The following is a 21,062-nucleotide window of genomic DNA, read 5'->3' as shown; positions in this document are numbered from 1 at the left end:
GTTTTTTTTGCTTTAAATTTCACGGCATCGCGAGTTCGAGCACTATTCCCCCTCCAAATGGAGCGGTTGCGCAGGTAGCGCAAGATTGCGGAATCTTTTGCTTGGTTGAAGTTCAGAATAATACCGGATTTTTGCGTCGGATGACAGCTTCGCGATCGAACGCAGCCAGGCTGGCTGTGAAAGGTCATTCGTTTGAAAGGACAGCCCGAGTTCCTATTCCGGGTTTAAAACAATATCGTTGACGGTGATGATGTTTCCTTTCACTGCGCGAATGTCGGAGAAACTCTCATTGCTGTCGGCTTCTGGAAGAATCTGCGCGTTTTTCCCCGTTATTGTTTTCCGCCTCTCATACAGGCGTTGCCATTTGTTCGCCAGAAAGAGAAGTTCTTCCGTGATTGTCGACAATACTGCCGGATTTCCCGGAATTTCCTGTGGCGATTCAACACGGATTTCAAAGTTGTTCAGGGAGCTCCCTTTTGCCGGTTTCCGGCATCGGCCGCACTTTGCATGTGAAAACAGAAATCACTCTCTGATGCGTCGCGGATTTTCCCCTCCGCATGATATTGCTTCTCTCCGGAAATTCGTCCGCCGAAACCGCCCGGAAACGAACGCCGGATAAAACCGGATACTGCTTCCGGCGATGTCGACTGCCGGACTTGTAATCGGCAAACAATGGAATATAGTAACTCAAAGACTTTTACACCAATCTTTCAATAAAATGTTGTCCAGGCGGGGGGAGACGCGCAAAGTCGTTCAACCGGGGGCGGCGCGAGGCACATATCATTTTTAAAGCGGGAGTTGAGAAAATGAAATATCAGTTGCTGTTCTGCATTTTAATGATATTGTTGTGCGGATGTGGAAATGAAAAAAAAGGTAAAATTATGTCTTACACTCAGAGTGTCGATTTTCAAGATGGATGTTATTGGATAACCGGTGCCGTGCGTGATGACGATTTAGCTGTAATTGTAATCAGGGAGAAACGTGATTTGTTAAACCAGAGAATTTTTTTGACATACATTGCTCCCAGTCAAAATGATAACATTGTGTTGCGCACTGAATCAGTACCGGATATCACCATAAAACCGGGAATGGGTGGTATTTATTATATCAAAGAAAATGGGATTGAATTTTATAAAAAAGATATGACTCCGGAATTTTTATCTTTATTTTTCCGTGACCTTGAGAGAGATCAAACTCATGATAAATTTAAGATAGCTGAATTTTGCAGTATGGTTGGAGCTGATTTGACTCCGATACAAATGAAATTCTCCGATTTGCAATAGCCTGCGTCCGATGTTTTGTGCGCCTCTCCGGTAGTGTCCTGTATTTTGGGTCTTTTCGCCGGAATCATCTGACGATTTGTGATACAGGGATTTCCGCCGCGTCATTTCCCGGCTTGCAATTCGGTGGAGGAGGGGTATTGTAATTCGGGAATATCGATGCGGCCGATCCTACCGCGACAACGTTGCGTGACTGACGGGAGAGGAAAAATGAGAAAAATATTGTTGACTGCCTGGTTCATGTTTCTCGCCGCGACGCTGTTTTCTGCTGACATCGACTACTGGCTCGTCGCAGGTTTTGACCTTGCCACGGGGGAATTTGTCCTGGACAAGCGTTCCGGAGCCGACAATCGGCTGATCTCCCGGGAACGAATGCCGGGCCATCGGGATTTGTACGAGAAGTATCAGCTTTCCTGTCCGGAACCGGTCATCGTGTTTATCAACACAACCGGCTACCGGTTTGAATGGTGCAGAATTGTGACCGCTCATCATGGGTGGAAGTTCTGGAAGTGGCGTTATTACATCCTGAGAGACCGCCCCGTCATGTGCGGAGACGGCCTCGCCGTCGAACTCATGTTTCCCGATATTCTTCAGACGTGCGATCCGAGTGTGGAGAAAGCGCAGAGGATTTTTGCCGAGACGATCCGGCTGCACAAGGCTGGAGATCGGGAGGCGGTCGGAGAGTATCTTCAGGAGAGTTATGACCGCCTGAAAGCGGAGGAGTACCTCAGAATCGCGGAAGATGATCTGAACAAGCCGGATCGTCCGACTTCCCGGCTCGGGGAAAGAGACCGGGAAGCCATATTGCGTCAGCTGGTTCGGGAACGCGACAAATATCCCGATCCTCTGCCGAAATATTTTTATGAGGAAGCGTTGCGTTCGGACTACGGCATTGCCGTTTTTGAACCGTTCTTCCTTGCCGAATTCGAGCGCGCGCCGATGCCGCTGAACGCCTTGATGCTGGCATTGACGATCCGGCAGCCTGAGCCGGTTTTCAAGGAGCTGTATGAGAAGAAATTGCTCGATTCGTTTGTCCAACTTTCTTATCCGGAAAAACTTCCGCCGCTTCCGCCGCCACTGCCCGACGGCAGCATGGTCAGAATCCTGCCGGATACGGACGGCAGCGGCTATATGGAGAATGAATATCAGAGTCTCCCGTACCGGGAGCGGCTTTTGCAGTGGCGCTGTTTCCGGGGAACTTTGCTCAGGCATTTCCGGGAAAGGCTCGAACAGCTCTGGAATACGGATATCACTGTCACCTCCGGGATCGACTTGAATACCGGAGCCGAATATGTGGAGAAGATCTGGCGGATTCCCGGTGCGCCGTTCAAGGAAATACAGGAAACCAAAGGACGTTTTTACGAGCTGCACCGCAAATACGGGTTGGCGCAATGGAAAGCGCGGGGGATTCCGCACCGGATTGTTGTTGAAACATTTGTGACTGATCTTTTCGGCAATCGCAGAGCGAATCCGCCCGGGGCATCGATCCGGAATCCGGCGATGAAGTTTTATGAGATTCTGGAAAACGCTCCTCTTTCCCCGTCGCAGGCCGAGACGATCTGGCTGCGGGTCATGGAGCTCTGGAACACTCCGGAGCAACTGGAACGCTGCCTGAACAGGAAATCGGAGCGCGGTTCCGCAACTCCCGGCGGACGATAGCCGATTGCCGCCCGCTGTTTTTCCCCGGCCCGGTTCCCGGGCGGAGCGTTTGATGATTCTTCCTCCTTTTACGGTCGTACAAACGCTGCAAGGCGTTTACATAGCGACACCGCAGACTTTCCTCTTTGCCATAATCAGACTTACGAAGAGCTGCTCCGGTTATCCGGATACATATCACGACTCGCCATTCATGGCGGCAAACTGCTTTTCATAATGCCGGCGCATGATCTGCCCGAAAACAATCCCCTTGACCAGTTCAATGTCCGCTTTGTATTCGGCAAGGCTCTCCCGCAGTTTCTGTTCGGAGGCCATTTCCCAGACGAATGGAATGTAAACGTACATGGTGTTCCCGGTGAAACTCATGAGGCTGTAAGGTTTCCCGCGCAGCGGGGCATAACAGCTTTCCGCAAAGGAACACTCCTCCCGAATCGCGGCGGAGGCTTCCTGTTCCGTGCCTGCGGTCGAGTAGATCCAGAGCGCATCGTTTTCATTTCTGAACAAACTGAAATTCGGAGGCAGGGGCGCCTTGGCAAGGTCTGTCAGAAAAAATCTCACAGGAGTTATTTTTTCAAGATGTTTTCCCCATTTTTTCGGTAAAAGAAGCCAGCTGTCAGAAAAATAGCACGGAAAAAAACAACGAAATAAAAGGCCTGTGGACATTATATAGAAGTTCATGCTTCTGCCGTGTACCACATATCGTTTCCCGACTTTTTCAACTTTTGAACTTACCGTGCCGTAACTCACATGGCTGCACTGTAAAATCGCGCCTTGTTTTTCCAAAGTGAAAACTTGATGTGGAATATCACGTTCCAGATAAAAGGCATCGACACTCGGCTCAAAGAGCAGAGAGGCTTTGCATTTTTTATTATCCCATAATCGAGGATCTTCGCATTGCATTTCAAATTCGCGGGCAACTTGCTTTGTTACTTCACGAATTACCACTTGTTTTTTTTCACTGAGATTCAACTGACATTGCCAGAGAATAAAGAACAGAACAAATGGTTCCCAAAACAACAATGTCTGTATAAAATCACCCCAGGATATCGGCTTGAGCACCAATTTTACGAAAACAGCGACAATGACAGCCGCAATTATCATAATGATGTATGATTTCTTTTTGACGGAAAGATAGTTTGACAGGCTCGTAGTCATCGTGTCGATTCTCCGCTTCGTTTTCTGCAGGAACACTTTTGATGTTGTTTTGACTCCCGTTTCTCCTGACTCGCCCCCTTTGTTTCCGGCTCGTTGTCTCCCCTGTGGTAAGATAGCATGGAATGTTCTGATTGCCAGCAGAAAATCACGAATCCGGCATGAAAGTGCGTGGAAGTCAAAGATGGTCTGCGGGATTTGCTGCCTCTGCCGGAATGGAACATCGCCGGGGAGCGGTTCGGCGCATGGAATCGCACCTGACGGAGAAACTTGACAGAATGGGAAACTCATGCTAACTTTTATCCCGAGTCAAAAAGAAGCGGCAGGCGGGAGGGAAACACGATGGCTTTGTGGATGGTCCGGGCGGGACGGCGCGGCGAATATGCGGAAAAATTCATCAAGGACCACTGTTTTTATATCACGTGGAGCGATTTGAACTGCGATCTCGCCGGTTTCCATTCGCGGGATGAGATCAAAGAAAAGTTGAGGGAAATTTATCCGGACGTGAAAACCAATACCATCCGCATCTGGGCTTCCCAGATCTGGATGGGGTCCCATGAAATCAGCGCCGGAGATTGGGTGATTCTCCCCCTGAAATCGCAACCCTCGATCTGGATCGGGGAAGTGGTGCAGGGATATCAATTCGACCCGGCCGCGGCAAGCCCTTATTTTCACCGGATTTCCGTGAAATGGATCGGCGAAAATATTCCCCGGTCGAACTTTGCGCAGGATCTGCTCTTTTCGTTCGGATCGGCCCTGACCATTTGCCGGATATCGCGGAACAATGCGGAGGAGCGGTTGAGGAATATGGAAAAGAACCGCTGGACCGCCGGGAGCGACGGCTATGTGACGGTGGATCTCCCCTCCGATGAGACCGAAGAAACCTTTCAGGACGTCGAAGAACTCGCCCGCGATCAGATCATCCGGCTGATCGGCTCGAGATTCAAGGGACATGAGCTTGCCCGTCTCGTGAACGGAATTCTGGCGGCGCAGGGCTATCACACGTTCATGAGCCCTCCCGGGCCGGACGGCGGGGTCGATATTCTGGCGGGAACCGGGCCGCTCGGATTCGGAGAGCCGCGCCTGTGTGTTCAGGTGAAGTCGCAGGATACTCCTGTGGAACTCAAAGAGATCAAGGCGCTGAAAGGGGCAATGCAGGATTCGCAGGCGACGCAGGGGTTGTTCGTCTCCTGGGGCGGATACAAGAGTTCCGTCAAAGAGCAGAGCTCTTTCTTCAGCGTCCGGCTCTGGGGAAAGAACGAACTGCTCGCGGCGCTTTTTCAGACCTATGAAAAACTCGATCCGGAATTGAGAGCCGATCTGCCGTTGAAACAGATCTGGACTCTCACGGATGAGGAGTGAGTGCCCGCCGTCTTTGCGGCGCGTCTTGCTGTCCGATGACGACGGATTGCTTATGTAAATCCGGGATTGGCTCAATGGAAATGGTCTATCGGTGGTGGTTGCCGCTGTTGCGCCCGCCGGCAGTTCCCACGAAACAATCCGGTCAAGTGAGCCGTTCCATCGAGGGGGATGGCGCGCTGGTGGAAATCGAAGTCCGCAATCCGTTTGGCAAGGCAGCCGGACTTCATTTCGGAGTCGGTTAAAACGATTCCGCCGCACTGCCGCTGAAGCGGCTCGGGATCGCCGACAAACCCGGTACGCTCTTCCGGTTCGCGTTTCTGGTCAACGAGAATGACGGCAAGGGCCGGATCCGCTGGATGGAGTGGATGGGCGGCATCGGCCGCGCCAAGAATCCGGATGAATTCGGCTGGGGATGTCTGGAATAGCGGAGCAACCAACCCGGAAAGATCTTCCCGGCCCTGCTGTCGGGAGGATCTTTTTTTATGTCTCATTTAAAGACTTCAAACGGTTCCGACCGGAACGGAAACCAGTATGCGCGTGAGTGATACGTGTTGTTCTCGATCCGGTAGACGAGGACGACTCCCCGGGCGTCGTTGTAGAACGTAAACATGATGCGCTCAAAGAGGACGTCTTCCACCGGAGAGTCGATGTACTGCGCAAGCTCTCCGCCTTTTTGGCGGATGAGGAAGAGCCCGGCTTCCGCCAGCAGCCACAAGCAGAGCAATATGCCGATGAGGATGAGGGCCGCCATGAGTTTTCCGCGTTTCACCGGGAGGCGGAGAGCCGCAACATTCCGCCATCCTGGAAAAAGCGGGGAGCGCGGATTCCCGGCGTGCTGTGAGCGGCATTCGGAGACGACCTGCGGTTTCACTGCGGAACTCTTTCCCATATCGATCTTTTCTCCCGTGTGACGAAGTTGGGACACTGCGGTGTAAGATAGCATTCCTGCATCGACATTGCAAGAGACTCTCTGATTTGCAATCCGCAGAATCGGGGGTATTGTAAAGAACAGCGGGACATGGCGTTTCGGAACGAAAACCGGAGGAAGAACATGGTTGGAAATGTTGTAAGCATTCTGGTCTGGCTGGTGATTCCGGCGGTTCTCTGGGCGATCCCGCGCACCCGGCGCATGACCGGAAACTGGATCGTCGCCTTGAAAAGCGTCCCCGTCGGATGTTCGACGGCGCTCTTCGTGATATTTCTGCTGGCCGGGCTGGCGGGCTTGAATTCGGAGTTGTGGGTTCTGATTGTCGTTCCGGTGGCGTTTGCCGCTGCGATCGGCGCGATTGTCGGCTGTGCCCGCTTCATCCGGAAGAAATACCGCGCGGAAAACCGGAGTGAGATCCCGCCTTTTGTGGTTCTGTTTCTGTTGTTCGTCTGTATCCCCGGGGTCTGTTCCATCGCGTACTCTCTGATTCATTTCGCGATTGTTCAAGGCGACTGGCGCAGCTTTGAACTGCCTCCCGAGCAGGGGGTGGAACTCGCATTCGAGGAGCGTCCCATCCACCCGTTCCAGGCGGAGTACGAATACCGGCTGCGTTTCGGCAAGGCGGACGGGGCCGTTTACCGTTATCTCCGGGTCAACACGGGCGGACGAACCGCGTTCAATGTCTACCGGCTGAAAGACGGGTGGCTCTTCCTGCGCGACAAGGACGGCGAATATCTGGTCGACGCTGCGGCGCGGCGGCTTCTGGTACGGTTCGAGTACGGCGGGAAAGAGTATGTCGCGGCGTGCCCGGACCGGGTGTTCCATGACTACGGCTGGATCACGCAGGAGGGGGAAACCGTTTTTTATGCGTTTGACGATCAGAAAGTCGAGGCGCAGCCGCTCCCGCCGGATCTGTTCGACGGCTGGAGTTTCTACGGCAGCATTTCCAACAAATTCTTCCCCGCCGCCGAACGCGGAGAGCTGGCATTTCCGAAGAAGCCGTCTCCCGTCCCGCCCGTTCAGACCGCTCCCTCTGCCGGAGATTGAAATGGCATGCGGCGAATCCACAATGTTCGACGGGAGGGTGGCCTCTCTGGTGAGAGGCTGCCTGCATGACGGGCCGGCGCCCGATGGAATCCCTGATTCCTGGCGTAAATTCGAGATCATTCAGCACACGTCAGCGTCTCATCCGTTCTTCGATTTCGATATGAGCATCGACATCGTTCAGGGGCTGGCGGACTTTTTTGCCCCGTGTTTCTGCGTGATGGAGACGGACGGCGGCGTCCTGTGCGGGACGGTGGACGAATACCGGCAATACATGCTCCGGCAGAAAAAGCCGGAGGAAGAACTCGGCGACGATTCCAGCCCGGACTCGCTTCACGAAATGACCATCCGGGATTCCGGCGGGCGGCCGCTCATGCGTCTCCTGTTGCGGAACTGGAATACCTGGGGCGGAATCGACCCTTATTGTGATTCATACGCCTATGAGTGTTATCTTTCCGATGATTGCGCGGTTGCGCTGCAAAATCACTTCCTCGGCATTTTCGCGGAAAAAGGATCCTGGCTGACCGGATTCTCTGCGGCAGCGAAACGTGCCGCAGGGAAAAGGGAGGAGGCTTTTTCCGATGGTTTCGGAAATGGTTCGGCGGCGGGGCTCATTCCGGTTGAAGCGGGGCGCATTTTCTTCCGTGCCGCCGCGCCGGATCGATTCGGCGCATTTGCAATCCGTCGGAACGGGGATTATTGTAACGTGCGGCGGAAGAGGGGCTCCGCCTGGGTAACCGGAGTTGAAATATGGGTTCAGATATTGTTGCCGCTCTTCTGCTGCTGGTGATTCCGGCGGTTCTCTGGGCGATCCCGCGCACCCGGCGCATGACCGGAAACTGGATCGTCGCCTTGAAAAGCGTCCCCGTCGGATGTTCGACGGCGCTCTTCGTGATATTTCTGCTGGCCGGGCTGGCGGGCTTGAATTCGGAGTTGTGGGTTCTGATTGTCGTTCCGGTGGCGTTTGCCGCTGCGATCGGCGCGATTGTCGGCTGTGCCCGCTTCATCCGGAAGAAATACCGCGCGGAAAACCGGAGTGAGATCCCGCCTTTTGTGGTTCTGTTTCTGTTGTTCGTGTGTATCCCCGGGGTCTGTTCCGTCGCGTACTCTCTGATTCATTTCGCGATTGTTCAAGGCGACTGGCGCAGTTTTGAACTGCCGCCGGAACAGGGGGTGGAACTCGCATTCGAGGAGCGTCCCATCCACCCGTTCCAGGCGGAGTACGAATACCGGCTGTGTTTCGGCAAGGCGGACGGGGCCGTTTACCGCTATCTCCGGGTCAACACGGGTGGACGAACCGCGTTCAATGTCTACCGGCTGAAAGACGGGCGGCTTCTCCTGCGTGACAAGGACGGCAACTATCTGGCGGACGCGGCGGCGCGGCAGCTTCTGGTATTGTTCGAGTACGACGGGAAAGAGTATGTCGCGGCGTGCCCGGACCGGGTGTTCCATGACTACGGCTGGATCACGCAGGAGGGGGAAACCGTTTTTTATGCGTTTGACGATCAGAAAGTCGAGGCGCAGCCGCTCCCGCCGGATCTGTTCGACGGCTGGAGTTTCTACGGCAGCATTTCCAACCAATTCTTCCCCTCCGCCGAACGCGGAGAGCTGGAATTCAGATAGAAAACGCGGGGAAAGCCGGGGCGCTGAAATTCCCCGCTGAACATGAAAAACGGCTCCCCGGAAAACGGGGAGCCGCCGGATAAGCGCCGTGGACTCAGATCGACCACTCCGGCTTTTTGCTGAAGATCGGCTTCAGACTGCCGTCCGGAACTTTCGGGGTGCGGTCGTAGCAGTAGACGCCGTTCTCCTCCTGCTCGACGTCCGTGAGCTGCGTGTAGCAGTAGCCCGCGATGCCGGGATCGTTGATCATCACGTCGACCTGTTCCTCGATTTTCGCGCAGAGTTCCTGCGGGGTTTTGAGGTCGATCCCGTGGTATCCCCAGCCTTCCTGCGTCGTCGCGCGGCGCGACTCCGGGATGAACTTGAAGCCGCCCCATTCATCGATCACATACGGCTGCCCCGAGTAGGCGCACTCGTATTTCGGCGCGTGAATCATCACCTCGGAGTCTGCCGGGCGGATTGCCGCTTTCAGATCCGCCGCCGTCGCCCGGTAGGGATGCACCGTCCAGAGATCGGTTTTCGCGTGGATGTAACCGCTCGAGTCGTTGACCGGACGGGTCGGATCGAGCGCTTTCGTGCGGTCGTAGATGTTCCGGATGAACGTCCGGTACAGCTCGAGCGACCCGGGCGCGGAGAACGCCACGGCGAGACACTCATCGCTCGGATGCACGCTCTCGTTGAGCGGACTCCATGCCACGATCGACGGATGATTCCGGTCGCGTTCGACGATTTCGAGCCACTCGTCAAGGTAACGGTAACGCGCTTCCGGAAGAGCCCAGCTCATCCCCCAGCTCGGATATTCGTTCCAGGTGAGGTAGCCGAGTTTGTCCGCCCAGTAGAAGAAACGCTCTTCAAACACTTTCTGGTGAAGACGCGCGCCGTTGAATCCCGCCGCCATCGAGAGTTCGATGTCATGGCGCAGCGCCTCGTCGGAGGGCGCGGTCCAGATCCCGTCCGGGTAGAAGCCCTGATCGAGCACGAGCCGCTGGAAGATCGGCTGATTGTTCAGGTAGACGCGATTCCCCTCGATGTGCACTCTGCGCAGCCCCGCGTAGCTCTCGACCCGGTCGACCAGCGCGCCGGTTTCGTCGCACAGTTCAAACGTGAGGTCGTAGAGATACGGATCCGCCGGAGACCAGAGTCGAGGCGAGGGCACCGCGATCTCCATCGGGAATCCGGTCGTCGCCGGGCCGCTCACGCGGTTCAGTTCCTTGCCGTCCGCCTTGAGAATGACGGTGAACGTGTATCCGCGCCGGTCGAGCCGGAAACGGGGTTCGACCGAGAATTTTCCGGATTCGATCGCGGAAGTGATGCGGCAGGAGGCGAGCGCCGCCGGATGGACAGCCTCCATCCAGACCGTCTGCCAGATTCCGGTCACGCGAGTGTAGTTGCAGCCGGCGGAGTAGGGCGCGTAGGACTGTTTGCCGCCGCCCTGGCAGCCGGAACGAAGTTCGTCGAGAACGTGGACGACCAGTTCCTGTTCGACGCCCGGCTTTACGAATTCGGTCACGTCAAGTGTGAAACTCGCGGATCCGCCCTGATGACGTCCGGCCTCGACTCCGTCGATCCAGACCGTCGCGGCGTATTCGACCGCGCCGAAGTGAAGCAGGATGGTTTTGCCTTCCCACGCTTCCGGAACGGTCAGGCGCCGGGCGTAGAAAAGCGATTCGACGAAGTCCGTGTAGCCGATTCCGGAGAGCGAACTCTCCACGCAGAACGGCACGATGATCTCGCGGTCAAATGCGTCGGTTTTGGTCTGCCAGCTCCGCTCGACGCCGGTTTTGCCGAAATCGAACCGGCAACGCCAGCTCCCGTTCAGATTGATCCAGGAATCCTCTCGACGAAATTGCATACGGGGATATTCCGGACGCGGAATCGCACTCATGTTCACATCCTCCTTTTTATGAAAAGTTGCGCTTTCTCATACAATATACAGCAATTTTTTTAATTTGGAATGTGAAATATCGGCGAATCAATGCGAAAAATCGCTTTTTTTCAAGAAATCCTGCCCGGATTCGGATCGACAGCGGATCGTCTCTCCGGATCGCACATCCAGCCGGAGACGTTCTCCGATCCTGTCATCCGCAAGGTCGAGATAGAGAAATTTCCCGGACGCATCCGCTTCGAGATTCCGGATCGTCAATCCGGGATGTTGTTTCATGAGTTCGGGAGTCTTGCCGGTCTGCCATGCGGAGAGGTGAACGATCCGATCTTCTCCCTGCGGGGTACAGCTCATGAGTTCCCGATCTCCCGCCAGATACACGCGCCCGCCGCAGAGCGCCACCGCCCGGATCGCGAACGGAAACCGGCGCACTTCGGTCAGAATGCCGCCCGATCCGGTGTAGAGGTGAACGGAATTGGTCACGGCAAACCGTTTCCCGTCGCAGGAGAGCTGCCAGATCCGGCGGCCGGAGGGGAGGCGTGGAGGCGGATCCTGATACCCGCGCGGGAAAGTCGCCATTTCGGTCTCCTTTCCGGATTTCTCCCGCTTCACGATCCGGTAGTCGAAGTCGTCGAACGTCAGAATGTACCGTTCGTCCGGTTCCGGCCCCCGGCAGGAGGCCAGTTCGTTCCTCCCGGCTTCTCCGGTGGTCACGGGTACGGGAGGCTGCGGAGATTGGGCCGGGCCTGCGGCAAAATCGGAGTGGAGCTTTTTGACCGCTTCGACCATTCCCGGATAGGGTTCGAGTTTCTGCCGATCGAAGAATTCGCACTCCTCCGGCAGTCCGGCATTCTCTTCGCGTGCCAGATGGAAGTATTCCCGGAAGAGTGCCAGAACCTTTTCATCGCTGTAATCCGGCGAGTAGAGCAGGGCGTTGGCTGCCAGAATCCGGCTGAGCGGCCGCAGCGGCCCGCCGATTTCATCGAGGGTGCGGCAGGTTGAGCGCGTCCACTCCGGCAGTGTGCGGCGGGGCAGGGCGTTTTGCAGGAGGAACAGCTGTCCGGTCAGATCGTAAACCCGTCTGCAAAGAATCTGCTGCCATTGAGCGGGGGTGAGTTCGCGCGGTTTTCCGGCTCGCAGAAAGACGAGAAGTTTCCGCCAGGATTCCGCGAGTGCCGCCTGATAGTCGCGGGGGGAGTCATAGAGTTCCGGGACGATTTTCGGGAAACGGTTCAACTCCCGCTCGACGGCGCACGCAGGACGCTCCTCCGTGAACACCGCGTCGAGAAAACAGTCGCGGTTTCGATCGAGGAACTCCCGGAAACTCCGCCGCTGCTCCGGCTCAAGTCCGGCACGTCGACTCCGAATGACGCCGCAGAGCCTTATGGCGGCACTGTGCCGCGCAAAGTCGTCGAGCAGTTCGGGATGCGCAGCCAGATAATCGAGCGCGGCGCGGTAATAGGGATAGACGGCGCGGATCTCCTGAGCCGAATGGTTCACGATGCCGTTCAGATATCGGATATTGGAGTTGGAGAGCGCGAACGCGGCGAAATCGAGTCGTGTCGCCTTTTCGTGATCGTGTCTGGCGCGGGCGGCTTCGGCCTCCCGATGAAACCGGGCCGCCTCGGCTTCGGCCGAGCCGCGTTTCGGAGCGGAGGCTTTGCGCCAGTGAGCTTCGAGCTCCTCGAACAGCCGGGGCAGCTGGTCGGCGCTCTCGATTTCGCGTCGGAATGTGATTGTGTCGTCGACGTCGGTCAGGCAGGCGTCGATGACGAAACGATCCGGCGACGAGCCGGGATTCAGCTCGAAGTGCAGCGTCTCCGTGGCGAAGAGAGCCTTGGCCCACTGTCCGGTCAATTCGCGTTCGCGCAGCAGCTCGACCAGGTAGTCGCGCTCAAGAAAGACCGCGTCGAGCGCGCGGGTGCGGGCTGTGAGTTCAGCGGCGATGCTCCGGGCCTGCTCCCGCAGCGAGGCGTGCAAATTGTTGCGAATCGCCACGAGGGAGATGAAACGGGTCGTCTCCGGTGAGCGGATGCTCTTCGATGCGGTTTCGAGGAGTCGTTCGAGCCCCCGGGGATCGTCCTCCGGGAGGACAGCCGTCTTGAGCCGCAGTCCGTATTGTGTCTCGAATATGGCGGCTTCCACCTTGTTTCCCGGCCGTTCCCGCAACGTCACGTAGAGCGTCGCCCCGACGAGCCGCATGCGGCGGGAATGCGCCTCCGTCCCGAACCGGAGCAGACGCTGTTCGTGTTCCAGCTCCGGAATTCGTGAACGGTCGACGAATTCATACCGCTCGCCGCAGTCCGCAAGGAAGAGATCTGCGAGCGATTCGGCGTTTCCGCCGTAAGCGCCGAGAGCGATTTTTTCCGCGGCTCCGGCGCAGAGGCCGAGCGTGAACGTGAGTATCAGGACGGGGAGCGCGAACCGCCGTACGGATGACAGGAGAGCGGATGAATTCATTGTGTTCTACCCATCCATCGAATTTTGAGCTCGAAGTTTTTCCGTGTCGGAGCGATGTTGATCCGGACCCGCTCCGGGCGTGCTTTCCAGCAGGTTTCATTGACGCAGCAGCGACTTCGTGAACCGTCGGGTCGGACGAGATCGATCCAGACCTCATTGCTCGGCAGCGAAGTCATGGAGTGAACCGAGAATTCAAAGAACTTTTCCCCCGGAACCGGTTTCAGCGCAATATCCAGATAGTTGGGCTGATCGCACGGCAGAACCGTGACTTTCAGGAGCTTGTGACCCTCGAGTTCGATCCATTCGGCGCGGGCGGACTCCGGACGGGCGATGCGGAGAGCCGCTTCGGTCTCCATCCCCGCTTCCCGCCCGAACTCGCGGTCGAACTCCTCCTTCGCCTCGGGCAGAACCGCCGCGAGAAGCCGCAGCTCCTTCATATACTCCTCTCCGGATAGATTGAATCTCCAGGTCTGAAGCTGCCGGTATGCTTCCCGGTAACACGCCTCGGAAGTGGCGGCGCCGGGGAGCCGCACGCCGAATTTTCCGGCCAGATAGCAGTAGTGGCTCCGCTTCCGCGCTTCCCCCGTTTCGAGCAGAAAGCGGATCGCGCCGGCGCTGCCCGCTTCCGCAATTCGTTCGAGTTCCGGGCGCAGTTCGGCTCTTTTGCGGGGGGCGTCCAGCTGCGGCAGCAGCCGGTAGAATGCGCATTCGACATGGTCGTTGCGTTTCCCGATCTCGTCAGCGAGAGCGGCATTGAGCAGCAGATCGGGGTGGCGGCTGCTTTGATTGCGCAGCAGATCCTCGAGCAGACCGACCGTGCTTTTCGAGAAGTCCGGCACGGCATGCAGCATCGTGCGAACCTTTTTGAGTTCGGCTTCGGCATGGGTACAGCCCGCCTCCCGGCATGCGAGGAGTTCCTGTTCCGCCCGTCTCAGGAGTTCGCTCGCGCGCCGGTGATCGACGGGGCGTCCGAATCCGTTTTTCTGACAGATCCCGGCCAGTTCGATCATGCTCGGGACATGGCCGAGTTCGACGGCTTTTTCGAGCGTATCGACCTTTGCTGCGAATTTCTGCGCAGCGGGATTTTCGTTCGGAACCGGTTGATAAAGCCAGGCGGAAGCACTGCCCATCTCACGGGCGATGCGGAGTGTTTCCATTTTCAGTTTTCCGGCGTCGAGTCCGACCAGGAAAATCGCTCTCGGAATGACGCCGCCGACGTTGCGAATCCGCTCCCGATAACAATTCCGGAGCGGATGGGTGCCGGTGAGCTCTTTCCGGTATTCTCCATACTCGTTCCGCAGAACCACGCTCGTGACCTCTCCCGCCGGCGGAAAACTGTTCACCCCCCAGAACCGCATCAGCTCCCGGGCATAGAACTCCGAGGGGTACAACGAATTGAACCAGCGGATCGCTTTCGGATAGTCGACCGCTTTCCCGCAATAACCGCGGCTGTAAATCAAATAGAGCGCGGCTGCGGCGAACTTGTTGCGAGGAGCGATTTGTTCGAGTGCGGCGATCCCCGCCGCACCGTCGCCGGAGTGAACCATCCGGGCCGGCGGCAGAAACTCCTCCAGATCGGCCTGCGTCACCGCCGCTTTGAGCGCGCCGCTGCCGGGCAGAAGCATGAAAACCGCGACTGCCACACAAAGAAAAAGGGATGGTTTCATTTCGTCGTTCCTTTCCGTTGCGATTTGACGGGTGCAATGCTTTCGAGTTTCAACCGGCGCGACTCCTGCTGCTTCTGGAGTTCCACATGCAGCAGCGCGGTGTCGCAGCTGATCCGCAGCGTCTGCGGGTCGATCCAGGAACACTCGACCGCTTCGCCGTCCGCCCTCTCCGCCGTGAAATGGAATCCTGTCCGGACGGGCGAATCGAAGCGGAGAAGATACGATTCGCAGTCGGACGTAAGCGCAAGCCGCAGTCGGACAGCCGTTGCCGCCGCGGCCGGGCGGTTGAGAAAGATGATCTTCCCGTCCTGTTTTTCCGCGCGGAAGAGCGCGGGGGAATCGGACTCGATCTCCGTGACGAGTTCCGCCGGTGCGGGGAGTTCCGGCGCAGTCCGGATCTCCAGCCGAAACGCGGGCATTTCCGGCAGCTGTTTCGGCCGGATCTCGTAAACCCCGTCCGGCATTACGGCCAGAAGCGCTGTTCCGTCCTCATTCAAACCGAGATTCAGCCGCTGTTCCAGCCCGAAGAAACGCAGCGATTCCGCCGGGTTGACGAGATTGAGCCAGATCAGCCCATGTTCGTCGGTCACGTCCGCCACGGCATAGACTCCGAGTCGCAGCGATTTCCGCAGCGCTTTCGCCTGCCGGGCGGTGATTCCGAGTCGCGGGAGTGTCACTCCGGTCTCCTCCGGCAAAGGCGGCGCGTCCCGGAGCATGGCCAGCGGCTGCCCTTTGCCGGGGTCGAAGAGAGTTCCGATTCCCGAGAGGAAGCTCCAGTTGTTTTCCTGGATCTGCAAGCTGTAATTCCCCGCGATGGCCGGAAGTTTCGGCGTGAGCGTGAGAGTGGCGGCGTCGAGCTCCATCAGCACCGGAGTTGCGTTGTTCGGCAGAAATGCCGTGTACTCCACGAGCAGTCGTTCTCTGTCCGCGCATGGGTAGAGGTTGCGGATCTCGACCGCCCTTGCCCCGGAAATTTGCGGCAGCGGCAGTTCCAGCGGCTGCGGGTTCGAGAAGTCGGCCGCTCCGACGAGCAGAGCCTGCCGCTCCGGGGCGATCTGGAATGTTCGTTTCCCCGTCGTCGCATACTGGTGCCGCGAACGGGCGGGCAGCTTCACTTCACTGTAATCGGAGAGGCTGCGGGCCGTATTGTTTTCGATGAAAATCTCACCTGCCGCATCGGGGAAGGTTTTGACCGGGCGGTGTCTCCACTCGTCCGACAGATACTCCCATTTCGCCTCGCCCGGATTCCAGCGCGCGAGCTGATACGGTGCGCAGCCATAGAGAACGCCCGCGCGCTGAAACACCCGGTTCACGTTCTCGAACCCGGCGATTTCCGGGAAGATCTGCCAGTAGACATCCTCCTGATAAAAGTTCCATCCCGCAAGTTTCTTCACCTGAAAGAGCGGATTGAGCCGCTGCAATTCCGCTTCAGTAAAGTAACGATAGACCGCGTCGGGCGGCAACCCTCGACTGTATGAATTCTTCCCGCCGGGATAGGCCGACGCATCGAATCGATTCTCTGTCGGATAACGTTTCAGAATGGCAAGATGCTCCTGTTGCCAGCGGTCAAACCGCTTTTGCTCTTTCGCGATCTCAGCCGTCAGACCTGCCGGCTGCAGTTGGGCGGCGAGGGGCGAGGTCGCGGTCAGCCGGATTTCCGCGAGGTCGAATCCCCACTCATCCGGGTTGACTCTCGGCGGCAGTTTGTCGATGGTGAGCGAGAATGTGACATGACAATGATTCAGGGGTTTGCCGCATCCCAGGCAGAGCAGTTTCTGCGGGTCGAGCTGAAAAGGGAATTCCGCAACCCCCTGCTGATCGGCCGGAAGCCGGAGCTGGAATTGAAACTTGTTTTGTCTCCGGGAACTTGTCTGGCTGCACTCTCCCCCGACCGGGTGCAGACCGAATGCGGTGAGCGTGACGGTGGCGCTGCTCTCCGGGGAGAACGCCCGCCCCGTGAAGCGCAAACGCTGCTCGCCCGGCGTCAGCTCCGAGAGGCAGAACAGCGACTGGATCTGGAGTCCGGGGACTTTGCCGATCCGGATCGCGTTTCCCCGGTACGAGATCACGGACTGCGTATAATATTTGCCGTACGGCACGGACACATCCAGCGCATTCGGCGGAATCGCAAGTTCCGCCGCTCCCGCGGACAGAGCCAGAATCATCGCTGCCAGCCAACTCATCGCTTTTCCCATCGAAACTCCTCCATATCGCGTATTGGAATTCGCGGAATGCCTCCGTTGCGACCTCGGCCGAAGTGCATCCCGTCTGATTACGCCAATAAGACGTCGCCCGTTTCCCGATTCTTAGCGGGATCCGCAACTTCCGGGTGCAGAAAAAAAGCCGGAGTCACGACGACTCCGGCTCTTTCCGGCATTGATCCCGATTACTTCGCGCGGCGGATGCCGAGCGCGTCGGTGATCTCAATGTATTTCGCGATGTTCTCGCGCATCAGGTAGGCAAGCAGCTTCTTGCGGAGGCTCACCATCGCGAGCAGACCGCGGCGGGTGCTGTGGTCTTTCTTGTTCGCTTTCAGGTGCTCGGTGAGCTCAAGAATGCGGGCGCTCAGCAGAGCAATCTGGACTTCCGGAGAACCGGTGTCGCCCTCTTTGCGGCCGTACTTGCTGATGATTTCACTTCTCTTCGCCTTGTCCATCTTTCTCTTCCTTTCAGAATTGCGTGTTCGGCAGCCTCCCGCCCGGACAAAGAGCGGAAACCACCTGAACCGTTGTCAGATTTGATTAAAATATCCCCACCTCCGCAGTTTTTCAAGTCGGGCAGGGCCTTTTTACAAAGAAAAACGCCGGATTTTTCGCAAACCCGGCGTCGAGCGTCAGCTTCAATCCTTATTTGGACTTCAGATCGGATTTCAGGCTGATCGCCTTGTTGAAGTTGTTGTAAAGGCTGATCGAGGCGGCGACTTCGATCGCGGCGGTGATCTCCTCATCGGTCACGCCGGCCGCGAGAGCTGCCGAACGGTGCGCATCGAGGCAGTATTCACAGCCGTTGACCGCGCTGACCGCGATGATGATGAGCTCCTTGGTCTTGGGGTCGAGTCCCTTGCCGGCGGCTTCGGCGATGCGCATGGCCAGATCGAGGAAATCCCCGTTGCGCCCCATCGCCTGAAACACCTCCGGAACGAAACCGAACTTCTTCTCGATCCCTTCCTGAATCTTGGCCGCTTTCGCGTCCCCGGTCTTGTTGTAAAGTTTGACTCCGGCCATTTCCCTGTCTCCTTGTTTCAACTGCGGAAGTCGTTATTCTGTGAGGAATTTGTAGCCGGCCGCCACTTTTTCCGCGCCCTCTCCGCTCACTTTCGGGTAATAGCGTTTGTTGAGGTCGGCCTCCTGAATGCTCTCGGCATGTCCGTCGAGATAGAACACGTTGCTGAAATTGCCGTGGATTTTGTAAAGATTGCCGGCAGTTGCGCTCGCATCCCCGGAGAGATTCAGCAAATGAACGGGTTTGTTCGCGCTGCTGACCGTGCAGCCGCCGAGAATGAGCTGAGTCGGCGAAACCTGCACCTTGTTGGTGGAGTCGTAGAGATAAGCGGTTCCGCGGAAATCAAATCCCTTGTCGTTGTAGACCGCGCCGTAGATTTCCCCGACCTCATTGGTGAACTGGGCGGGGTCGCCGCTGTTCTGAGAGTAGTTCAAGATGGCCGGACAGCGCAGCACTCTCACGTCGGAGACGAGATTGCGGCGGTTCAACGTGTACCCCCAGTTGTGCCAGTCGCCGCCCGTTGCGGACATGAAATATTGATCGGAGTCGTTCATGTAGGCGCGGATGAACGAAGTTACCTGCTTCTGGTTGCTGAGGCAGGCGGCGGTTTTGGCGCGGACACGTGCTCCGTTGATCGCGGGGAGCAGCAATCCGGCGAGGATCGCGATGATCGCGATGACCGCGAGCAGTTCTGTGAGCGTAAAGTTGTAACGCTGCTGTTTCATGGTTGTCCCTTCCGTATGGCAAAAGTATCGTATTTCAAATGGATTCACAAGGATTCCCGACGAATAACCTAATCGGCCAAATGCAATTTGTCAAGCCGTTTCCGCTGTTTCCTGCGATTTTTCGCCAAAAAAAAGCGATTGTGATTTGAAAAATCACGAAAAAGAACTTACTATAACAATAAAGGACGTGTACCTGCAATCGGTGTCCTGACAAATAGAAGCTGGTAAATACGGGAATTCTGAATCATGAGAACACGAAATTCGTTCACTTTGACGGAACTGTTGGTGGTGATCGCCATCATCGCGATTCTGGCCGGTCTGCTGATCCCCGCGGTCATGCTCGGTCAGCAGAAAGGACGCGAAACCCAGGCCAGGGCCGACATGACTTCGATCATGACCGCTCTGAAAGGCGTCGAAAACACCTACCAGCAGATGATGAAAAAAGGCAGCGCCGACATGCCCTCTCCGGAAAGCGGGAAAACTTTCGTCAAAATCGGCGGTCTCAATCATAACGTCGACGCCTATGACAAGTACATCGTCGAATTGACCGACCCGAAGAACAGAATGTTCAACGACTCTTCTGATTTGAACATCAACAAGCGGCGGATTCAGTTCCTCGATCCGAAGCCCAGCTACGATCCCGCCCAGAATGGAACCGACGATGTCAATCTGCCCTATCTCTGGCGCGACCCCTGGGGGCATCGTTATGTCATCATGATCGACGTCGATTTCGCCGACCAGATCGAAATGCCGTATGACAGTGACAAATCCATCGCCGGAAAAGTCGCCATCTATTCGCTCGGCCCGAATGGCGTCGATGATGATGGGCGGAATGCGGCGGACGGTACCGGCTCCGACAACCAGGACGATATCGTCAGCTGGAAGTGATTCCGGGCTGCATCGACATTCACGGCGCGGATTCCCGCGCCGTTTTTTTTGTCCTCCGACTGGAAAAAAATCCCCCCCGCGTGTATATTTCCGCCGTTCAAACTCATGATGAAAGGGGTGCGCAATGCGCTTTTTTACAAAACTGCGGGACTTTCTGGTCTATCTCGCGATTCTGATTCCTTATAAACTCCTGCGGATCATGCCCTATTGCGCCGTTAAGGGGGTCGCGTGGATTTGCGGCTGTGCGATGAACCTCATCCCCTCGATCCGCAAACTCGTGCGCGCGAACATCCGAACCGCGTTCCCCGAATATTCCGCCGCTGAAGTCGCCGCCGTCGCCCGGCGGTCGCTGCACAACCTCGCGCTGAACATGGCCGAATTCGTCTGGCTCAACGGACGCTCCGACCGCATCGAACGGTGTTACGTTCTGCCGGAAGATATCACCGAACGGCTCAAGGGGCACGTCGCCCGGCATGAACGGATCATCTTCGTGAACCCCCACCTCGGCAGCTGGGAGGCCTCCGGCGTCATGGCTCCCTATTACGCCGGAGTCGATATGGTCGCCATCGCGAAACCCGTCCGCAACCCCTATCTGAACCGGTTGCTCAACAGCGGCAACCGCGAAAAGGTCAAAGGCCTTGAAATCATCTTTTCCAACGGGGCGATCCGCGCCGCGACCCGGGCACTGCGCGACGGCCGCGGCGTCGGCACGCTGATCGACCAGAACACCCGCGTCCGCGACGGCGGCAGTTTCGTCGAGTTTTTCGGACTGCCGGTTCCGAGCAGCACAGCCCCGGCGCACCTCATGAAATACTGCCTTGCGCACGACATCCCGGCGGTCATCGTCTACGGCACGAGCGTGCGCCATGAGGACGGACGAGTTTACGCCCACTCCGATTATCTGCCGAAGCCGTTCAGCGAGTATCGGGACGAGACGGAGGTTCTGCAGGATTTGATGCGCATCTCCGAATCGTACATCCGCCGTTATCCGGATCAATATCTCTGGTTCTATCGCCGATTCCAGAATATCGAACCGGATTGCCCGGAAGAACTTAAAAAGCGCTATCCCTACTACGCGAAAGTCGTCGGTCCCCACTTCTATCGCAGAACCATGCACGATATCCGCGCGGAACAGCAGAAAAACGCCGGGGCGCGGCAATAAGAGGCGAGTCC

The 21,062-nt window shown here is 57.0% G+C and carries 18 protein-coding genes; 8 read left to right on the top strand and 10 right to left on the bottom strand.

Annotated elements, in window-relative coordinates; genetic code table 11:
- The first annotated feature begins 806 nt into the window (after positions 1-806).
- Positions 807-1,283 carry a hypothetical protein gene (locus Q0J85_RS02355; protein ID WP_294477899.1) on the top strand — a complete coding sequence of 159 codons (477 nt, stop codon included), beginning with the start codon at positions 807-809 and terminating at the stop codon, positions 1,281-1,283.
- Positions 1,284-1,490: 207 nt separating this feature from the next.
- Positions 1,491-2,939 carry a hypothetical protein gene (locus Q0J85_RS02350; RefSeq protein ID WP_294477897.1) on the top strand — a complete coding sequence of 483 codons (1,449 nt, stop codon included), beginning with the start codon at positions 1,491-1,493 and terminating at the stop codon, positions 2,937-2,939.
- Positions 2,940-3,113: 174 nt separating this feature from the next.
- On the opposite strand, the gene Q0J85_RS02345 is transcribed toward Q0J85_RS02350, so the two are convergent.
- Positions 3,114-4,379, bottom strand: coding sequence for a hypothetical protein (locus Q0J85_RS02345; RefSeq protein ID WP_294477895.1), 1,266 nt, complete (start codon positions 4,377-4,379; stop codon positions 3,114-3,116).
- 51 nt (positions 4,380-4,430) lie between these two features.
- On the opposite strand from Q0J85_RS02345, the gene Q0J85_RS02340 reads away from it, so the two are divergent.
- Positions 4,431-5,450, top strand: coding sequence for a restriction endonuclease (locus Q0J85_RS02340; RefSeq protein WP_294477892.1), 1,020 nt, complete (start codon positions 4,431-4,433; stop codon positions 5,448-5,450).
- Positions 5,451-5,521: 71 nt separating this feature from the next.
- Here the strand turns inward: Q0J85_RS02340 and Q0J85_RS02335 are convergent, their stop codons facing one another.
- Together Q0J85_RS02335 and Q0J85_RS02330 are read right to left on the bottom strand one after the other, a co-directional pair.
- The gene (locus Q0J85_RS02335) at positions 5,522-5,887 is read right to left on the bottom strand and encodes a hypothetical protein (protein WP_294477891.1); all 366 of its coding nucleotides are present in this window, start codon (positions 5,885-5,887) and stop codon (positions 5,522-5,524) included.
- Positions 5,888-5,937: 50 nt separating this feature from the next.
- Positions 5,938-6,339: a hypothetical protein gene (locus Q0J85_RS02330; protein ID WP_294477889.1), complete on the bottom strand. Its 402-nt coding sequence runs from the start codon at positions 6,337-6,339 to the stop codon at positions 5,938-5,940.
- A gap of 162 nt (positions 6,340-6,501) precedes the next feature.
- Here Q0J85_RS02330 and Q0J85_RS02325 point away from each other — a divergent pair, with 162 nt between their 5' ends.
- From Q0J85_RS02325 to Q0J85_RS02315, 3 genes are read left to right on the top strand one after another with little or no spacing between them, the layout of a single operon-like run.
- Positions 6,502-7,425, top strand: coding sequence for a hypothetical protein (locus Q0J85_RS02325; RefSeq protein ID WP_294477886.1), 924 nt, complete (start codon positions 6,502-6,504; stop codon positions 7,423-7,425).
- 1 nt (position 7,426) lies between these two features.
- Positions 7,427-8,212, top strand: coding sequence for a hypothetical protein (locus Q0J85_RS02320; RefSeq protein ID WP_294477883.1), 786 nt, complete (start codon positions 7,427-7,429; stop codon positions 8,210-8,212).
- The gene (locus Q0J85_RS02315; RefSeq protein WP_294477881.1) at positions 8,173-9,045 is read left to right on the top strand and encodes a hypothetical protein; all 873 of its coding nucleotides are present in this window, start codon (positions 8,173-8,175) and stop codon (positions 9,043-9,045) included. Before Q0J85_RS02320 ends, Q0J85_RS02315 begins: the two co-directional genes overlap by 40 nt.
- Positions 9,046-9,139: 94 nt before the next feature.
- On the opposite strand, the gene Q0J85_RS02310 is transcribed toward Q0J85_RS02315, so the two are convergent.
- The 7 genes from Q0J85_RS02310 to Q0J85_RS02280 form a co-directional block, all read right to left on the bottom strand.
- Complete coding sequence (locus Q0J85_RS02310) at positions 9,140-10,897, bottom strand: glycoside hydrolase family 2 protein (RefSeq protein ID WP_294477879.1); 1,758 nt, start codon at positions 10,895-10,897, stop codon at positions 9,140-9,142.
- A gap of 120 nt (positions 10,898-11,017) precedes the next feature.
- Positions 11,018-13,387 (bottom strand): hypothetical protein, encoded by a 2,370-nt coding sequence (locus Q0J85_RS02305; RefSeq protein ID WP_294477877.1) that lies wholly within the window; start codon positions 13,385-13,387, stop codon positions 11,018-11,020.
- Positions 13,384-15,054, bottom strand: a complete 1,671-nt coding sequence (locus Q0J85_RS02300) for a hypothetical protein (RefSeq protein WP_294477876.1) — start codon at positions 15,052-15,054, stop codon at positions 13,384-13,386. The genes Q0J85_RS02305 and Q0J85_RS02300 overlap by 4 nt, the downstream gene beginning before the upstream one ends.
- Positions 15,051-17,249 (bottom strand): hypothetical protein, encoded by a 2,199-nt coding sequence (locus Q0J85_RS02295; RefSeq protein ID WP_294477874.1) that lies wholly within the window; start codon positions 17,247-17,249, stop codon positions 15,051-15,053. The genes Q0J85_RS02300 and Q0J85_RS02295 overlap by 4 nt, the downstream gene beginning before the upstream one ends.
- A 191-nt stretch (positions 17,250-17,440) precedes the next feature.
- Entirely contained in the window at positions 17,441-17,710 is a 270-nt protein-coding gene (rpsO, locus tag Q0J85_RS02290; RefSeq protein ID WP_294477872.1) for a 30S ribosomal protein S15, read from the bottom strand.
- A gap of 190 nt (positions 17,711-17,900) precedes the next feature.
- On the bottom strand, positions 17,901-18,278 hold the full coding sequence (locus Q0J85_RS02285; RefSeq protein ID WP_294477870.1) for a carboxymuconolactone decarboxylase family protein: 378 nt from the start codon (positions 18,276-18,278) through the stop codon (positions 17,901-17,903).
- 33 nt (positions 18,279-18,311) lie between these two features.
- A complete protein-coding gene (locus Q0J85_RS02280) occupies positions 18,312-19,001 on the bottom strand; it encodes a prepilin-type N-terminal cleavage/methylation domain-containing protein (RefSeq protein WP_294477868.1) in 690 nt (229 codons plus the stop codon).
- A 246-nt stretch (positions 19,002-19,247) separates the two neighbouring features.
- Between Q0J85_RS02280 and Q0J85_RS02275 the strand changes: the two genes are divergently transcribed.
- Both Q0J85_RS02275 and Q0J85_RS02270 read left to right on the top strand, forming a co-directional pair.
- Positions 19,248-19,889, top strand: coding sequence for a prepilin-type N-terminal cleavage/methylation domain-containing protein (locus tag Q0J85_RS02275; protein ID WP_294477867.1), 642 nt, complete (start codon positions 19,248-19,250; stop codon positions 19,887-19,889).
- A gap of 124 nt (positions 19,890-20,013) precedes the next feature.
- Positions 20,014-21,051: a hypothetical protein gene (locus Q0J85_RS02270; protein WP_294477865.1), complete on the top strand. Its 1,038-nt coding sequence runs from the start codon at positions 20,014-20,016 to the stop codon at positions 21,049-21,051.
- Positions 21,052-21,062 lie beyond the last annotated feature (11 nt).

Origin of the sequence: uncultured Victivallis sp., from assembly GCA_944389935.1 — a bacterium.
Lineage (GTDB): Bacteria > Verrucomicrobiota > Lentisphaeria > Victivallales > Victivallaceae > Victivallis.
The sequence above is the reverse complement of the archived record's forward strand: the minus strand, read 5'-3'. Positions and strand labels throughout refer to the sequence as shown.

Bases quoted from the DNA above. Each gene is read 5' to 3' on its own strand.
- Q0J85_RS02320 (WP_294477883.1), top strand. From the start codon at position 7,427: ATGGCATGCGGCGAATCCACAATGTTCGACGGGAGGGTGGCCTCTCTG.
- Q0J85_RS02270 (WP_294477865.1), top strand. From the start codon at position 20,014: ATGCGCTTTTTTACAAAACTGCGGGACTTTCTGGTCTATCTCGCGATT.
- Q0J85_RS02315 (WP_294477881.1), top strand. From the start codon at position 8,173: ATGGGTTCAGATATTGTTGCCGCTCTTCTGCTGCTGGTGATTCCGGCG.
- Q0J85_RS02355 (WP_294477899.1), top strand. From the start codon at position 807: ATGAAATATCAGTTGCTGTTCTGCATTTTAATGATATTGTTGTGCGGA.
- Q0J85_RS02340 (WP_294477892.1), top strand. From the start codon at position 4,431: ATGGCTTTGTGGATGGTCCGGGCGGGACGGCGCGGCGAATATGCGGAA.
- Q0J85_RS02280 (WP_294477868.1), bottom strand. From the start codon at position 19,001: ATGAAACAGCAGCGTTACAACTTTACGCTCACAGAACTGCTCGCGGTC.
- Q0J85_RS02330 (WP_294477889.1), bottom strand. From the start codon at position 6,339: ATGGGAAAGAGTTCCGCAGTGAAACCGCAGGTCGTCTCCGAATGCCGC.
- Q0J85_RS02275 (WP_294477867.1), top strand. From the start codon at position 19,248: ATGAGAACACGAAATTCGTTCACTTTGACGGAACTGTTGGTGGTGATC.
- Q0J85_RS02345 (WP_294477895.1), bottom strand. From the start codon at position 4,379: ATGAGTTTCCCATTCTGTCAAGTTTCTCCGTCAGGTGCGATTCCATGC.
- Q0J85_RS02310 (WP_294477879.1), bottom strand. From the start codon at position 10,897: ATGCAATTTCGTCGAGAGGATTCCTGGATCAATCTGAACGGGAGCTGG.
- Q0J85_RS02325 (WP_294477886.1), top strand. From the start codon at position 6,502: ATGGTTGGAAATGTTGTAAGCATTCTGGTCTGGCTGGTGATTCCGGCG.
- Q0J85_RS02285 (WP_294477870.1), bottom strand. From the start codon at position 18,278: ATGGCCGGAGTCAAACTTTACAACAAGACCGGGGACGCGAAAGCGGCC.
- rpsO (WP_294477872.1), bottom strand. From the start codon at position 17,710: ATGGACAAGGCGAAGAGAAGTGAAATCATCAGCAAGTACGGCCGCAAA.
- Q0J85_RS02300 (WP_294477876.1), bottom strand. From the start codon at position 15,054: ATGAAACCATCCCTTTTTCTTTGTGTGGCAGTCGCGGTTTTCATGCTT.
- Q0J85_RS02295 (WP_294477874.1), bottom strand. From the start codon at position 17,249: ATGGGAAAAGCGATGAGTTGGCTGGCAGCGATGATTCTGGCTCTGTCC.
- Q0J85_RS02350 (WP_294477897.1), top strand. From the start codon at position 1,491: ATGAGAAAAATATTGTTGACTGCCTGGTTCATGTTTCTCGCCGCGACG.
- Q0J85_RS02305 (WP_294477877.1), bottom strand. From the start codon at position 13,387: ATGAATTCATCCGCTCTCCTGTCATCCGTACGGCGGTTCGCGCTCCCC.